Genomic DNA, 15,610 nt, shown 5'->3' on the forward strand with positions numbered 1-15,610 from the left:
GCATTGCCGGCGTCGCCTGGTTGCTCCCTCTCGCGCAGGGAGGAAGAGGGTTGGAGTGAAGGTGCAGGGCCGGCCGCAGCGGGTCACTCGTAGCCAAAGGAGCGCACGCGCGCCTCGTCGTCCGCCCAGCCCGAGCGCACCTTGACCCAGATTTCCAGGAACACCTTGGCGTCCAGCAGCCTCTCCAGCTCTTGGCGCGCCTCGGTGCTGATGCGCTTCAGGCGCTCGCCGCCCTCGCCGATGACCATGGCCTTGTGCCCGTCGCGCTCGACGACGATGGTCGCGGCGATGCGCATGAAGCGCTTGTGGTGCTTGCTCGGCTCCTCGTCGAACTTATCGATGACCACCGTGGAGGTATAGGGCAGCTCGTCACCGGTGAAGCGGAACAGCTTCTCGCGCACCGTCTCGCTGGCCAGGAATTTCTCGCTGCGGTCGGTCAGCTCATCCGGCGCATACCACCAAGGCTGCTCGGGCAGGTACTTCTCGACGATGCCGAACAGGCGCTCGATGTCGCCCTTGTTCTTGGCCGACATGGGCACGAACTCGGCGAACGGGTGGCGCTCCTGCATGCCTTTCAGCCAGGGGGCCAGCTCGGCGCGGCGGTGCACGGTGTCCAGCTTGTTGGCCACCAGCAGGGTCGGGATGCCGGGCTTGAACAGCGACAGCACCTTGGCGTCGGCCAGCGTGAAGTTGCCGGCCTCGACGACGAACAGAATCAGGTCCACGTCACCGATAGCGCCCATCACCGTCTTGTTCAGCGACTTGTTCAGCGCCGTGCTGTGCCGCGTCTGAAAGCCCGGCGTGTCGACGAAGACGAACTGGGTGGCGCCGCGCGTGCGGATGCCGGTAATGCGATGGCGCGTGGTCTGCGCCTTGCGCGAGGTGATGCTGATCTTCTGTCCGACCAGCGCGTTCATCAGCGTGGACTTGCCGACGTTGGGCTTGCCGACGATGGCGATCACGCCGCAGCGCTGCGGGCCCTGTGCACCCGCCTCGGGTGTGGCAGGGGCAACGGCGCTGGCCGGTGTCAGGGCCGCGCCGCCGGGGCGCGCGGCGGCCAGCATGGCTTCCAGGTCGTTTTGCGGCTGGGCCGGCGCGGGTTGCTGGCTTGCAGCTTCTTTTTTGCTAGCAGTCATGCCTTGTGGGTTCCGTGGTTCAGTTGCGCCAGCATGGCGGCGGCGGCGGCCTGCTCGGCGGCGCGACGCGAGGCGCCCTTGCCCTGCGCCTGCAGGCCCTTCTCGGCCACCGCGCATTCGACGTGGAACACCTGGGTGTGCGCGGCGCCGGTGGTCTGCACGACACGGTACAGGGGCAGCTGCATGCGCCGGCCCTGCAACCACTCCTGCAGCGCGGTCTTGGCGTCCTTGGCCTCGGCCTGCAGCCGGGCGCTCAGCTCCACGCCCTCGTACAGCCGGTGCACCAGCGCCTGGGCAACCTCGTAGCCGGCATCCAAGTACACGGCGCCGATCAGCGCTTCCAGCGCGTCGGCAAGGATGGATGGCCGCTCGCGCCCGCCCGAGCGCGCCTCGCCCTCGCCCAGACGCAGCACTGCGGAGAGCTGCAGCCGCACGGCGATGGGGTGCAGCGACTCCTGGCGCACCAGGTGCGCGCGCACGCGCGACAGCTCACCCTCGGGCAGGGTGCGCAGGCGCGTGAACAGCAGGCTGGAAACGGCCAGGTTCAGTACTGAATCGCCGAGGAACTCGAGGCGCTCGTTGTGCTCGGCGCTGTAGCTGCGGTGGGTGACGGCGCGCAGCAGCAGCGCGGGCTGGGCAAAGGGGTGCTGCAGGCGCTGCTGCAGCGCGAGCAAGGCGGGGGACAGGGTCGAGGACAAGGCGGAGGTGGCGAGAAGGAAGAGAAGGGTCAGCGGGCGGCGTCTTCGAAGCGGTACACCAGGTAGGCCGGGCCGGCCAGGTGGATCTCGCGCGAGTAGCTGTAGGCGACGACGATCTTGTCGTTTTCCTTGCCGATATCCAGGTCCTTGCCGGAGATCGAGGTGATGTCGTCGATGGAGGCGGCGCGGTCGAACGAAGCGCGGATCTCGGGCACCGTGCTGCCTTCGCGCGCGGCCTTGATTGCGGCCTTCTTGATGGCGTAGTACTCGATGAAGATGGGCACCGACCTGCCGCCCACGGCGAAGGCGGCCACGGCAAGCACGCCGATGAGGACCACGCCGATGAACGTCAGGCCACGCTGGCGCGCGCGGGCGGTGGTGCGGTTGCGGTGCTGCTGCATCGTCATGCGCTGAAGTCCCCTCTTGGTCTGTTGTCGTGGTGCGTCACGTGCGCCGGCCCGCGCTGCCCGCTGCGGGTCAGTTGAACGAGCCGATGCGCTTGAAGTCGCCGAAGTTCATCCACACGAAAAAGGCGCGGCCGACGATGTTCTCATCGGGCACGAAGCCCCAGTAGCGTGAATCGAGGGAATTATCCCGGTTGTCGCCCATCATGAAGTAGTGCCCTTCAGGCACTTTGCAGGTCACGCCTTCGACGCTGTAGCGGCAGCCGTCGCGGCCCTGAAAGTTGCTTGCGCCCTGCACGAAGGCTGGCACCTGCGGGTTGATGATGGCCCGGTGCGTCTTCTCGCCCAGGCGCTCCTCGATCTGCTGGAAGTAGCGCATCGCGTCGCGGTCGAAGTAGTCCGGCAGGCTGGTGGTGGGCACCGGCTGGCCGTTGATGGTGAGGCGCTTGTTCAGGTAGGCCACCTCGTCGCCCGGCAGGCCGACCACGCGCTTGATGTAGTCCATGCTGGGCTGCGGCGGGTAGCGAAAGACCATCACGTCGCCGCGCTGCACGGGTGTTCCTTCGGTGATCTTCTTGTTGATGACCGGCAGGCGCAGCCCATAGGTGAACTTGTTCACCAGGATCAGGTCGCCGACTAGCAACGTCGGGATCATCGAGCCCGAGGGGATCTTGAACGGCTCGAACAGGAACGAGCGCAGCAGGAACACGATGGCGATCACCGGGAACAGCCCGGCCGTCCAGTCTAGCCACCAGGGCTGCATCAGGATGCGGCCCTTGGCCTCGTGGATGTCACCGTCCACCTTCTGGATGCCCATGCGGTCGAGTTCTGCGCGGCGCTGCACGGCGGCCGCTTCCAGCGCCTGGGCGGCGCGCCGGCGCCGGGGCAGGAACATCAGCCGCTCGGCCAGCCAGTAGCCGCCGGTGACCACCGTGGCCAGGAACAACAGCAGCGCGAAGTTGCCTTCGATGGCGCCGGTGTACCAGGCAGCCACGTAGCCGACGAAGGCCGCCAGGATGGCGGCCGTGATGTATTGCATGGCGTGCATGGGTGTCGCGTTCTTCTTTCTGGCCTGCGGGGCCGCTGGGGCGTGTCGGGGCGCGGGGGTGGCGCGCGTGGCCGGTCAGTCCTCGACCTGCAGGATGGCCAGGAAGGCCTCCTGCGGCACCTCGACCGAGCCGATCTGCTTCATGCGCTTCTTGCCAGCCTTCTGCTTTTCCAGCAGCTTGCGCTTGCGCGTGATGTCGCCGCCATAGCACTTGGCCAGCACGTTCTTGCGCAGCGCCTTGATGGTCTCGCGGGCGATGATGTTGGCGCCGATGGCGGCCTGGATGGCCACGTCGAACTGCTGACGGCTGATGATCTCGCGCATCTTGGCGGCCACCGCGCGGCCGCGGTACTGCGCCTGGGTGCGGTGCACGATGATGGACAGCGCGTCCACTTTCTCGCCGTTGAGCAGGATGTCCACCTTGACCACGTCAGAGGCGCGGTACTCCTTGAACTCGTAGTCCATCGAGGCGTAGCCACGGCTGACGGACTTCAGCTTGTCGAAGAAGTCCAGCACGATCTCGCCCAGCGGCATCTCGTAGGTCAGCATGACCTGGCGGCCGTGGTACTGCATGTTCATCTGCACACCGCGCTTTTGGTTGGCCAGCGTCATCACCGGGCCGACGTAGTCCTGCGGCATGTACAGGTGCACCACCACGATGGGCTCGCGCACTTCCTGGATCTTGCCCTGCTCGGGCATCTTCGACGGGTTCTCGACCTGCAGCACCTCGCCGTCACCGCGCACCACCTCGTACACCACGCTGGGCGCGGTGGTGATCAGGTCCATGTCGAACTCGCGCTCCAGGCGCTCCTGCACGATCTCCATGTGCAGCAGGCCCAGGAAACCGCAGCGAAAGCCGAAGCCCAGCGCCTGGCTGACTTCGGGCTCGTAGTGCAGCGAAGCGTCGTTGAGCTGGAGCTTTTCCAGCGCGTCGCGCAGCGCGTCGTACTGGTTGGCCTCGGTCGGGTAAAGCCCCGCGAAGACCTGCGGCTGGATTTCCTTGAAGCCGGGCAGCGCCTTGTCGGCCGGGCCGGCGTTGTTGGGCAGCTTCTTTTCCAGCGTGATCGTGTCGCCGACCTTGGCGGCTTTGAGCTCCTTGATGCCGGCGATGATGTAGCCCACCTCGCCTGCCCTGAGCGCCTCGCGCGACAGCTGCGACGGGGTGAAGACGCCCAGGTTGTTGGCATCGTAGGCGGCGCCGCTGGCCATCATCTTGAAGCGCTCGCCTTTTTTCAGCTCGCCGTCGACCACGCGCACGAGCATGACCACGCCGACATAGCTGTCGAACCAGCTGTCGATGATCATGGCGCGCAGCGGCGCCTGCGGATTGCCGCGCGGCGCGGGGACCTTGGCGACGATCTGCTCGAGCACATCGTCGATGCCCATGCCGGTCTTGGCGCTGATGGGAATGGCTTCGCTGGCGTCGATGCCGATCACGTCCTCGACCTCGGCCTTGGCGGTCTCCGGGTCGGCCTGCGGCAGATCCATCTTGTTGAGCACCGGCAGCACTTCCACGCCCAGGTCCAGCGCGGTGTAGCAGTTGGCCACGGTCTGCGCCTCCACGCCCTGTGAGGCATCGACCACCAGCAGCGCGCCTTCGCAGGCAGACAGCGAACGGGACACCTCATAGGAAAAATCGACGTGACCGGGGGTGTCGATCAGGTTCAGGTTGTAGACCTGCCCGTCCTTGGCCGTGTACTGCAGCGCAGCGGTCTGCGCCTTGATGGTGATGCCGCGCTCGCGCTCGATGTCCATCGAGTCCAGCACCTGCGCTTCCATGTCGCGCTCGGCCAGGCCGCCGCAGCGCTGGATGATGCGGTCGGCGAGCGTGGACTTGCCGTGGTCAATGTGCGCAATGATCGAGAAGTTTCGGATGTGGTTCATCAACGGCTAACGACAAGAGGGAAATTGTTGGCGCCACGGCGGCCGCGGCCATGAAAAAAGGGCGCATCGGCTATAGCGACGCGCCCTGAACCAACAATCTTGGGCAACTGCGATGGTTGGAGCTTCATTGTAGGCAAAAACACCTGCAACCCAGGCCAGGGTGCGTCGCCCCGCAAGGCCGGCGCGCGCGTCGGGCGCCATGGCCGGCCGGGAGCGCCGCGCCGCGGCATGCAGGCCTGCAGGCCCGTTCACATGCGCCGCGTGGCTGCCAGCCGGGGCCGGGCATTCTAGCAAACCGGCCCCACGCGGGCCCGGGCCGGCACGGGACGGCCGATCAGCGCGCCGGGCGGATCAGTGCGTACTGCGCCCACTCACCGCGGCGCACCAGCACGCTGACGGGCTTGGACTTGTCGGCCTTGGCCACGGCCGATTCGAAGTCCTTCAGGGTACGGATCTCGACATTCGCCAGCGCCACGATCACGTCGTCGGCGCGCAGGCCGGCGCGCGCTGCGGCGTCGTTGGCCGAAACCACGCGCACCCCGCCCTTGATCTTCAGCTCCTTCTCCTGCGCCGGCGTCAGCTCGGCCACCACCAGACCCAGCTGCTGCGCCGAGGAGGTCGGCTGGCTGCCGCTCTTGCCCTGGCCGTCCGGCGCCTTGGCCACAGCCTTCTCGTCGGGCTCGACCTCGGCGATGGTCACCGTCAGGTCGCGCGCTGCGCCGCGGCGGAACACCGTGATGGTGGCCTTGGTGCCCGGCTTGGTGTTGCCCACCAGGCGCGGCAGGTCGGCCACTTTGTCCACCGCCTTGCCGTCGTAGCGGGTGATGATGTCGCCGGCCTCGATGCCGGCCTTCTCGGCCGGCGAACCGGGCTCGACGCCACGCACCAGCGCACCCTGCGCCTTGCCCAGGCCGATGGACTCGGCCACGTCGCGCGACACGCCCTCGATCTGCACGCCGATGCGCCCGCGCGTGACGCGACCGGTGGCACGCAACTGGTCGCTCACGCGGATCGCCTCGTCGATGGGAATGGCGAACGAGATGCCCATGAAGCCGCCCGAGCGCGAGTAGATCTGGCTGTTGATGCCCACCACCTCGCCGCGCATGTTGATCAGCGGGCCGCCCGAGTTGCCGGGGTTGATGGCCACGTCGGTCTGGATGAACGGCAGGTAGTCGCCCGTGTCGCGCTGCTTGGCGCTGACGATGCCGGCGGTGACGGTGTTGTCCAGCCCGAACGGCGAGCCGATGGCCATGACCCACTCGCCGGCCTTCAGGCGGCTGACGTCGCCCACCTTCACGGCCGGCAGGCCAGTGGCGTCGATTTTGACCACGGCCACGTCGGTGCGCTTGTCCGAGCCGATGATCTTGGCCTTGAACTCGCGCTTATCGGTCAGGGTGACGATGACCTCGTCGGCGCCCTCGACCACATGCGCGTTGGTCATGACGAATCCGTCGCTGCTCAGGATGAAGCCCGAGCCGACACCGCGCGGCTGCTCCTGCGGTTGCTGGGGTGCCTGCTGCGGCCCCTGCTGGCGCGGGATGTTGGGCACCGGCAGGCCGAAGCGGCGGAAGAACTCGAGCATGTCCTCGTCCATGCCGCCCATGGACGGGCGGGCGCTGACGCGCTCGGTGGTGCGGATGTTGACCACCGAAGGGCCGACCTGCTCAACCAGCTCGGTGAAATCCGGCAGCCCGCGCACCAGCGGCGCGTTCTGGGCATGGGCGGGCACGGCCAAGGACAGCAGCGCGGCGCCGCCAGACAGGCTCAGGGCAACGGCAACGGCGCTGGCCGACAGGCGGTGGCGCAGGGTGCGAGGGGAATCAGACATGGAAGAGAAAGCCTTTCCGGACTGTATGGGACAGGAGGGATGGCGCTGTGGCCATGCACCGGAATTTTGAAGTCGGCAGGTGCTTTTGGTTCCCACTCCCGTGCAGGCGCAGGCTGCTCTGGCATGTCGGACCGTGCCGCGAGGCACGCCGCGGGGCGTCAGCGTTCGCGCCCGGCGAAGTTGGCGTTGCGCAGGAAGCCGGCCGGCATCTGCAGTGCGTTGGTGCTGTTGCCCAGTTGCCGATGCGCCGCCAGCAGTTCGTCCAGGCGCGGGTCGCGGATCATGACCTGCTGCTGGGGCTGGGCGCCGGGGGCCGTGCCCGTCACGCCGGTGGCCACGAAAACCTGCCCATCGGCCGGCGCCACCACCACCGGGGCATTCGACGCCAGCTGCGCCCCAGCCGCCGCGCTGCCGGACAGGCCGGTGTAGGCGTTCCAGCCCAGCACCGCCACGGCTGCCAGAGAAGCAAAGCCGGCCGCCATCTTCCAGCGCATGACCTCGACGTTAGCCGCAGGGTCGCGCGCCTGCGGCGCCTGCACGTCCACCGGCGGCGCCACCTGTTGCAGGCTGCCGGGCAGCAGGCGCGCCGGCGCACCTTCGCGCTCGATCTGCCCGCGCAGCCGCGCCAGCAGCGCGCCGTCGGCATGGTTGCCCTGCGGCTGGCCGTGGCGCAGTGTCTCGCCGATCACCTGGTAGGCGTGCCAGCAGTCGCGCCCGTCCGCGGACGCGGCAAAGTCCAGCGCGCGCACAAGGTCCTGCCCGCGCAACTCGCCATCGGCCAGCGCCGACAGCTGCTCGCGCCCGTTCATCCACATGTCCTGGTCCGTCATGGCTTCATCCGCCTTCATGTCCAACGCCTGCGACCCATGGCCGCCCTTTTCCCGCTACCAGCGCTTGCCTGAACGCTTGTCGAGCAGCGGCTTGACCCGCGCCGAAATCGCCTCGCGCGCCCGGAAGATACGCGAGCGCACGGTGCCGATGGGACAGTCCATGGCGGTGGCGATCTCGTCATAGCTCAGGCCCTCGATCTCCCGCAGCGTGACGGCTTGGCGCAGCTCTTCGGGCAGTGCCGCCATCGCGTCGTTCACGGCAGCCGCAATTTCCTGGGCGGCCAGCACGGTCTCCGGGGTCTCGTCGCTGCTTAGTTCGCGATCGAGCACGGAAGTTTCATCGTCTTCGTCGCTGCCGGCGCCGCGCAGCGCGCTTTCGGTGATGACCGGGTCGCGCCGCATGTCTACCAGCGCCTTCTTGGCGGTGTTGACGGCGATGCGGTACAGCCAAGTGTAGAACTGCGCGTCGCCGCGAAACTGGTGCAGTGCGCGCCAGGCACGCAAAAACGTTTCCTGGGTAATGTCGGGCACCAGGTCCACGTCGCGCACCATGCGTGCCACCAGCCGCTCGACGCGGCGCTGGTACTTGATGACCAGCAGCTCGTAGGCGCGCAGGTCGCCCGCCACGGCGCGCTCGACCAGCTGCAGATCGGAGTCGGCAGCAGGGCTGGCGGGAGCGGCGGGCGCAGAGGTCATGTCGATGGAGGCGTGGGCGATGGCCCGGGATCTGGCGCCATAAAGGCGCGGGAATATAACGCCCGGCGTAGGGACAGCCAGGCGTCGGGGCTGGTAGCGGCACCCTGGCGCAGCCACAGCCAGCGCGTGCCGCACGGCTGAAGTCGCACGCTCAGCAGCAGGGCCGATTGCAGGTCCAGGGCGACACGCGGCGGCTGGGTCAGTGGCTGGGGCGGGGTGCCGGCCGTGGCCGGCTCCAGGCTCCATGCAGCGCCATCCCAGGCCAGCAGGCCGGCCGGCAGCTCGCGCCACCAGCGCCATGCCAGCAGCGCGCATGCAGTCCAGCCGGACAATCCTGCCGCGACCCAGGCGGTCCGGTGCATCTGCCCGGCGCCCAGAACCAGCCACCAGATGACGGCCGCCAGGCCGCTTCCTGCCAGCACCAGCAGCGCCAGACCCAGCCCGGCCGTGCGGCCGAAGGCATGGCGTGCAGACGGAGGCAGCAGGTGCGCGCGCATGAGGCAGGGCCCGTGGCCGGCGCGGCCGCGGCCTCAGGCCGGGCCCGCAGCGCGCTCGCGCGCGCCGACGTCACACACGCTGGAAGACCAGCGTGCCGTTGGTGCCGCCGAAGCCGAAGTTGTTCTTCAGCGCGACGTCGATCTTCAGGTCGCGTGCCTCATTGGCGCAATAGTCCAGATCGCACTCCGGGTCCTGCTCAAAGATGTTGATGGTCGGCGGGGCCTTCTGGTAGTGCAGCGCCAGCACCGTGAACACGCTCTCGATGCCGCCGGCTCCGCCCAGCAGGTGGCCGGTCATGGATTTCGTCGAGCTGACCACCATGCTCTTCGCATGCTCGCCCAGCGCCGCCTTGATGGCGTTGGTCTCGTTCAGGTCGCCGAGCGGGGTCGAGGTGCCGTGGGCGTTCAGGTACTGCACCTGATCGGCGTTCACGCCGGCGTTCTTGAGCGCCGCCAGCATGGCGCGGCGCGGGCCGTCCATGTTGGGCGCGGTCATGTGGCCAGCGTCGGCGCTCATGCCGTAGCCCGTGATCTCGGCGTAGATTTTCGCGCCGCGCGCCTTGGCGTGCTCGTACTCTTCGAGCACCAGCACGCCGGCGCCCTCGCCCAGCACGAAGCCGTCACGGTCCTTGTCCCAGGGGCGCGAGGCCGTGGCCGGGTCGTCGTTGCGGGTGGACAGCGCGCGCATCGCGGCAAAGCCGCCGACGCCCAGCGGCGAGACAGTGGCCTCGGTGCCGCCGGCGACGATCACGTCGGCGTCGCCGTACTCGATCTTGCGCGCGGCCTCGCCGATGCAGTGCAGGCCGGTGGTGCAGGCCGTGACCACCGACAGGTTCGGTCCCTTGAAACCGAAACGCATCGAGACATGCCCGGCCACCATGTTGATGATGGACGCCGGCACGAAGAACGGCGTGATGCGGCGCGGGCCGCGCGCGGCCAGTTCGGCGTGGGTGTTCTCGATGAGCGGCAGACCGCCGATGCCGGAGCCGATGATGCAGCCGATGCGCGTGGCCAGTTCCTCATCCAGCGCGTCGCCGGTGGGCAGGCCCGCGTCCTGCACGGCCTCCTGCGCGGCGGCGATGCCGTAGTGGATGAAGGTGTCCATCGTGCGCGCATCCTTGGCGCTCAGATAGGCATCCAGGTTGAAGCCCTTGACCTCGCCGGCAATCTTGCAGGCGAAGTTCGACGCGTCGAACCGGGTGATGAGGTCGATGCCGGACTTGCCGGCGAGGATGTTGGCCCAGGCGTCGGCCACCGTGTTGCCCACGGGGGAGACGCAACCCAGGCCGGTCACGACGACGCGACGACGGCTCATGCGTTGAAACCTTGTAGCTGTGCGAATGCGGCAGCCGCCGCTTCATGGTGGCCGGTGCGCCACCGGGCTGCGTGAGCCCCGGTGTGCGGCGGGCCGGGCTGCCCGACAGGCGCGGGCGCTGGGCGTGTCAGCCCTTTTGGTGGTTGACGGCGTAGTCGATGGCGTTTTGCACCGTGGTGATCTTCTCGGCGTCCTCGTCCGGAATCTCGATGCCGAACTCGTCTTCCAGAGCCATCACCAGCTCCACCGTGTCCAGCGAGTCGGCACCCAGATCGGCGACGAACGCCTTCTCGTTGGTGACCTGGGACTCTTCAACGCCGAGTTGTTCGGCAATGATCTTTTTGACACGTGCTTCGATATCGCTCATGGTTTCCCTCTGGGGGTTGTGAAAATGAATCCGCGATTCTAGCCGCTTCGGGTGCAGGCACCCAGGGCGGTTGGCCGCGCGGGAAAACCGGCCAACGCCCTTCAATTACATGTACATGCCGCCATTGACGTGCAACTCCTGGCCCGTCACGTAGCCGGCTCCGTCCGAGGCGAGGTAGGCCACGGCGTGCGCGATGTCCTCCGGGCGGCCCAGGTCGCCCAGTGCGATCTGCGCGCGCAGCGCCTGCTTTTGCTCCTCGGGCAGCACGGCGGTCATGTCGGTGGCGATGAAGCCGGGCGCCACGCAGTTCACAGTGATGCCACGGCTGCCCAGCTCGCGCGCCAGCGCGCGGGTCATGCCGGCGACGCCCGCCTTGGCGGCGGCGTAGTTGGCTTGGCCGGGGTTGCCCGAGGCACCGACCACGCTGGTGATGCTGATGATGCGGCCGAAGCGCTGCTTCATCATCGGCCGGATGGCGGCTCGGCTCATGCGGAACACCGCCTTCAGGTTGGTGTCGACCACCGCGTCCCAGTCTTCGTCCTTAAGGCGCATGGCGAGCATGTCGCGCGTGATGCCGGCGTTGTTGACCAGCACGTGCAGGCCGCCGTCCTGTTTGACGATCTCGTTCACCAGCGCATCGACGGCGGCGCCGTCGGTCACGTCCAGCCGAACGCCGCGCCCGCCGTGCGCCGCCAGCGCAGCGCCGATGCGCGCGGCGCCGTCGTCGGAGGTGGCGGTGCCGATCACGCGCAGCCCGCGCGCGGCCAGCTCGGCGGCGATCGCCGCACCAATGCCGCGCGTGGCGCCGGTGACGAGGGCGACGCGGGGGGAATTCACAGGGCTCTCACTCATGCCAGCAGTTCCTGGGTATCGGCCAGCGTGGCCGGGTCGTACAGCGATGCGCCGACCAGCTCGGGGTCGATGCGCTTGGTCATGCCGGCCAGGGCCTTGCCCGGGCCGCACTCGACGATGTGGGTGACGCCGAAGCGCTCCTTCAGCGCACGCACGCACTCGACCCAGCGCACCGGCTGCCAGGCCTGGCGCACGAGCGCGTCGCGGATGGCGTCTGGCATGTCCTGCACGGCCACGTCGACGTTGTTCAGCACCGGGATCGTGGGCGCGGCCAGGGCCACGCCGGCCAGCGCCGCCTGCAGCTTCTCGGCCGCGGGGCGCATCAGGCTGGAGTGGAACGGCGCCGACACCGGCAGTGGCAGCGCACGCTTGGCGCCCAGGCCCTTGAGCACCTCGCAGGCCTTGTCCACGCCGGCCTTGGTGCCGGCGATGACGGTCTGGCCAGGGTCGTTGAAGTTCACGGCCTCGGCGACCTCTGGGTTACCAGCGCCGAAGCTGGCCTGCGCCTGGGCGCAGCCGGCGACGACCTGGTCGGCGCTCAAGCCGAGGATGGCGGCCATGGCGCCGGCGCCCACCGGCACAGCTTCCTGCATGGCGGCGGCGCGCAGGCGCACCAGCGGCGCGGCCTGGGCCAGCGTCAGCACGCCCGAGGCGACCAGCGCCGAATACTCGCCCAGCGAGTGGCCGGCCAGTGCGGCGGGCAGCGCGCCGCCCTCGGCGCGCCAGGCACGCCAGGCAGCCACGCCGGCCACCAGCATCACCGGCTGGGTGTTGGTGGTCAGCGCCAGCGCCTCCTTGGGGCCGGCGGCAATCAGCGCGCCGACATCCTCATGCAGCGCGTCGCTGGCCTCGGCCAGCGTCTCGCGCACGGCCGGGTGGTCGCCCCAGGCGTCCAGCATGCCCACCGACTGCGAGCCCTGGCCTGGAAATACGAATGCAAAGGTCTTTGCCATGAATCCACTGAGATTTGAAAGAAAAAGGCATTCATCCCTTGTTCTGCAAGGGCATGTAGCTACATTTTCAGGAGCACCGCACCCCAGGTGAAGCCCCCGCCCACGCCTTCCAGCAGCACGTTCTGGCCGCGCTGGACCTGGCCCGCGCGCACCGCGTGGTCCAGCGCCAGCGGGATGGATGCGGCCGAGGTGTTGCCGTGCTGGTCCACGGTGACCACCACCTTGTCCATGGGCAGCTTCAGCTTGCGCGCCGTGCTTTGCATGATGCGGATGTTGGCCTGGTGCGGGATCAGCCAGTCGATGTCAGACTCCTGCATGCCGGCCTTGTCCAGGGTGGCGCGGGCGGCTTTTTCCAGCACGCCCACGGCCAGCTTGAACACCGCCTGTCCGTCCATGGTCAGCAGAGGGCTGCCCAGCACCTCGCCGCCATAGACGTGGCCGGGCACGCACAGGATGCCGACGTGGCTGCCATCGGCGTGCAGGTCGCTGGCCAGGATGCCGGGCTCGTCGGACGCCTGCAGCACCACGGCGCCGGCGCCGTCGCCGAACAGCACGCAGGTCGTGCGGTCCTGGAAGTTCAGGATGCGGCTGAAGACCTCGGCGCCGACCACCAGCGCGCGCGTCGCCGTGCCGGCGCGGATCATCGCGTCGGCCACGGTGAGCGCATAGACAAAGCCGCTGCACACCGCCTGCAAGTCGAACGCCGGGCAGCCGGCCACGCCCAGCTTGTGCTGCAGGATGCAGGCGGTGGAGGGAAACACCATGTCCGGCGTGGACGTGGCGACGATGATCAGGTCGATGTCGGCGGCCTGGCAGCCGGCGGCCTCCAGGGCGCGCTGCGACGCCTCCAGCGCCAGGTCGCTGGCCGACTGCTCGCGCTCGGCGAAGTGGCGCGCGCGGATGCCGGTGCGCTCGACGATCCACTCGTCGGAAGTCTCGATGCCCTGCCCGGCCAGTTGGGCCACCAGGTCATCGTTGCTCACTCGGCGCGCAGGCAGGCAGCTGCCCGTGCCGACAATGCGGGAATAGCGTGTCATCAAAGGGGGGCCGAGGCGGCGCCGGGGGCGGTAAGGGATGCGTCGGCGGTGGCCAGCAGCGGCGCCGCGTGGGCGACCCGTGCGCGCACGCGCTCGAGCAGGTTGTTGCGGGCCGCATCATACGCGCGGGTGAGCGCCTGCTCGAACGCCAGCGCGTCGGCCGAGCCATGGCTCTTGAACACCAGCCCACGCAGGCCCAGCAGCGCCGCGCCGTTGTAGCGGCGGTGGTCCATGCGACGCTTGAGAGCCGAGAGCACGGGATACGCCACCACGGCAGCAGCCTTGGTCAGCAGGTTGCGCGAGAACTCTTCCTTCAGGAAGCCGCCAATCATCGACGCCAGGCCCTCGATGGTCTTGAGCGCGACGTTGCCGACGAAGCCGTCGCAGACCACGATGTCGGCCGTGCCCTTGAAGATGTCGTTGCCCTCGACGTTGCCGACGAAGTTCAGATCGCCCGAGGCCGCGGCGGTGCGCAGCAACTCACCGGCGCGCTTGATCTCTTCGCTGCCCTTGATGGCCTCCTCGCCGATGTTCAGCAGGCCGACGCTGGGCTGCGGGTCGTCGTTCAGCACCGACACCAGCGCCGAGCCCATGACGGCGAACTGCAGCAGGTGCTCGGCCGTGCAGTCCACGTTGGCGCCCAGGTCCAGCACCGTGGTGGCGCCGCCGCGGGCATTGGGGATCTGCGTGGCGATCGCCGGGCGGTCGATGCCGTCCAGCGTCTTGAGCAGGTAGCGCGCGATGGCCATCAGCGCGCCGGTGTTACCGGCCGACACCGCCGCCTGTGCGCGCCCGTCCTTGACCTGGGCGATGGCCACGCGCATGGATGAGTCGCGCTTCTTGCGCAGCGCCACCTCGACGGCGTCGTCCATGGCCACCACCTCGGTGGCCGGCACATGCTGCGCGCGCGGGTGCACCAGCGCCTGCAGCCTTTCGGGCTGGCCGACCAGCAGCAGCTGCGCCTCGGGGTGGGCATCCAGGAACTGGCGGCACGCAACGAGCGTGACGTCGGGGCCGTGGTCGCCCCCCATGCAGTCAACAGCCAGTGTGATCATCGGCAATCAGGCAAAGCCGCTCAGGCGCGGCCGGATGAAAAAGGACCGCCATTGTGGCAGCCAGAAACGACAAAGCCCGCGGCTACGAACGTCGTAGGCGCGGGCCTGCAAGTGGACGCGGGCGGCACGCCCCGCGCCGGGAGCGTCAGGCTTCGGACTTGGCCTTGACCACCTGACGGCCACGGTAGAAACCGTTGGGGCTGATGTGGTGGCGCAGGTGCGTCTCGCCGGTGGTCGGCTCGACGGCGATGCCCGGCACATTCAGGGCGTTGTGCGAACGGTGCATGCCGCGCTTGGAGGGGGACTTCTTGTTTTGCTGAACAGCCATGATCGGCTCCTGGGTCTGAAAGGGGTGGAAAGAAAGAACGCGATCAGCCCATTGAGACACGAGGGTTTCGCGCGAAGCCCGCAATTATAGCCCACCTGCCGCGCCGCGGCAGCGCGCTCACTTCTGCGGCGGCTCCTTGCGCAGCCCGACCAGCGCGGCAAAGGGATTGGGCGCGGCCTCGTTGGCAGCCTCGAAATCGTCGTCGCTGGAGGCCATGGGTATGTCCACCGGGCACTCATCATGGCGCGGCACCAGGGGCAGGGCCAGGATCAGTTCGTCCTCGATCAGCTCGCGCAGATTGAACTCGCGGCTCAGGGCCAGCAAATCCTCATCGCTTTCATCGTCCAGCGCCTCGGCCGTGGCCTCGTCGGCGACGAAGCGGAAGTCGCGCTCGACCTGCACCGGCACGTCCACCGGCTGCAGGCAGCGCTGGCAGGTCAGCGGCAACGTGGCCTCGGCCTTCAGGTGCAGCCAAACCTGGCCGGCCATCCCGTGCGTGGTGCGGATGGCACCATCGGCGCTCCAGTCCACGCGCAGATCCGGATGCAGGCCGCGTGCCTCCTCGGCCAGTCGCTTGTAGCGCAGCAGGGTGTCATGACCGGACAGGTGACCGCCGGCCTGTGCGAAGGCCTTGACGTCCAGCCGGTCGGGAGAGTGTTCCTTGGTCATACCTGGCAGTGTA

General features: G+C 68.4%; 17 protein-coding genes. All 17 read right to left on the bottom strand.

The window, feature by feature from the left end; all coding sequences use genetic code 11:
* Positions 1 to 83: 83 nt before the first annotated feature.
* A complete protein-coding gene (gene era / locus BLQ61_RS05655) occupies positions 84 to 1,136 on the bottom strand; it encodes a GTPase Era (RefSeq protein ID WP_091567649.1) in 1,053 nt (350 codons plus the stop codon).
* Entirely contained in the window at positions 1,133 to 1,822 is a 690-nt protein-coding gene (rnc, locus tag BLQ61_RS05660; protein ID WP_091568587.1) for a ribonuclease III, read from the bottom strand. Before rnc ends, era begins: the two co-directional genes overlap by 4 nt.
* A gap of 41 nt (positions 1,823 to 1,863) precedes the next feature.
* Entirely contained in the window at positions 1,864 to 2,241 is a 378-nt protein-coding gene (locus BLQ61_RS05665; RefSeq protein WP_425415609.1) for a DUF4845 domain-containing protein, read from the bottom strand.
* Between the two features lie 70 nt (positions 2,242 to 2,311).
* The gene (gene lepB, locus BLQ61_RS05670; protein WP_091567652.1) at positions 2,312 to 3,286 is read right to left on the bottom strand and encodes a signal peptidase I; all 975 of its coding nucleotides are present in this window, start codon (positions 3,284 to 3,286) and stop codon (positions 2,312 to 2,314) included.
* 75 nt (positions 3,287 to 3,361) lie between these two features.
* A complete protein-coding gene (gene lepA / locus BLQ61_RS05675) occupies positions 3,362 to 5,170 on the bottom strand; it encodes a translation elongation factor 4 (protein ID WP_091567654.1) in 1,809 nt (602 codons plus the stop codon).
* Positions 5,171 to 5,504: 334 nt separating this feature from the next.
* Entirely contained in the window at positions 5,505 to 6,998 is a 1,494-nt protein-coding gene (locus BLQ61_RS05680; RefSeq protein ID WP_091567655.1) for a DegQ family serine endoprotease, read from the bottom strand.
* A gap of 158 nt (positions 6,999 to 7,156) precedes the next feature.
* Positions 7,157 to 7,828 carry a sigma-E factor negative regulatory protein gene (locus BLQ61_RS05685; RefSeq protein ID WP_245703866.1) on the bottom strand — a complete coding sequence of 224 codons (672 nt, stop codon included), beginning with the start codon at positions 7,826 to 7,828 and terminating at the stop codon, positions 7,157 to 7,159.
* A 54-nt stretch (positions 7,829 to 7,882) separates the two neighbouring features.
* Positions 7,883 to 8,524: an RNA polymerase sigma factor RpoE gene (rpoE, locus tag BLQ61_RS05690; RefSeq protein ID WP_091567659.1), complete on the bottom strand. Its 642-nt coding sequence runs from the start codon at positions 8,522 to 8,524 to the stop codon at positions 7,883 to 7,885.
* Positions 8,521 to 9,021 (bottom strand): hypothetical protein, encoded by a 501-nt coding sequence (locus tag BLQ61_RS05695; protein WP_091567662.1) that lies wholly within the window; start codon positions 9,019 to 9,021, stop codon positions 8,521 to 8,523. The genes rpoE and BLQ61_RS05695 overlap by 4 nt, the downstream gene beginning before the upstream one ends.
* Before the next feature lie 70 nt (positions 9,022 to 9,091).
* The gene (fabF, locus tag BLQ61_RS05700; RefSeq protein WP_091567664.1) at positions 9,092 to 10,336 is read right to left on the bottom strand and encodes a beta-ketoacyl-ACP synthase II; all 1,245 of its coding nucleotides are present in this window, start codon (positions 10,334 to 10,336) and stop codon (positions 9,092 to 9,094) included.
* Positions 10,337 to 10,463: 127 nt separating this feature from the next.
* Entirely contained in the window at positions 10,464 to 10,703 is a 240-nt protein-coding gene (gene acpP, locus BLQ61_RS05705; protein WP_091567667.1) for an acyl carrier protein, read from the bottom strand.
* 105 nt (positions 10,704 to 10,808) lie between these two features.
* Positions 10,809 to 11,555: a 3-oxoacyl-ACP reductase FabG gene (gene fabG / locus BLQ61_RS05710; protein ID WP_091567670.1), complete on the bottom strand. Its 747-nt coding sequence runs from the start codon at positions 11,553 to 11,555 to the stop codon at positions 10,809 to 10,811.
* The gene (fabD, locus tag BLQ61_RS05715; RefSeq protein WP_091567672.1) at positions 11,552 to 12,508 is read right to left on the bottom strand and encodes an ACP S-malonyltransferase; all 957 of its coding nucleotides are present in this window, start codon (positions 12,506 to 12,508) and stop codon (positions 11,552 to 11,554) included. Before fabD ends, fabG begins: the two co-directional genes overlap by 4 nt.
* 59 nt (positions 12,509 to 12,567) lie before the next feature.
* Positions 12,568 to 13,545, bottom strand: coding sequence for a beta-ketoacyl-ACP synthase III (locus tag BLQ61_RS05720; protein WP_091567675.1), 978 nt, complete (start codon positions 13,543 to 13,545; stop codon positions 12,568 to 12,570).
* On the bottom strand, positions 13,545 to 14,600 hold the full coding sequence (gene plsX, locus BLQ61_RS05725) for a phosphate acyltransferase PlsX (protein ID WP_091567678.1): 1,056 nt from the start codon (positions 14,598 to 14,600) through the stop codon (positions 13,545 to 13,547). The genes BLQ61_RS05720 and plsX overlap by 1 nt, the downstream gene beginning before the upstream one ends.
* 145 nt (positions 14,601 to 14,745) lie before the next feature.
* Positions 14,746 to 14,928, bottom strand: a complete 183-nt coding sequence (gene rpmF / locus BLQ61_RS05730) for a 50S ribosomal protein L32 (protein ID WP_091567680.1) — start codon at positions 14,926 to 14,928, stop codon at positions 14,746 to 14,748.
* 117 nt (positions 14,929 to 15,045) lie between these two features.
* Positions 15,046 to 15,597, bottom strand: a complete 552-nt coding sequence (locus BLQ61_RS05735) for a YceD family protein (protein ID WP_091567683.1) — start codon at positions 15,595 to 15,597, stop codon at positions 15,046 to 15,048.
* Positions 15,598 to 15,610: the final 13 nt, after the last annotated feature.

Origin of the sequence: Oryzisolibacter propanilivorax (assembly GCF_900103645.1) — a bacterium.
In the GTDB taxonomy this organism is placed as follows: Bacteria; Pseudomonadota; Gammaproteobacteria; order Burkholderiales; family Burkholderiaceae_C; genus Melaminivora; species Melaminivora propanilivorax.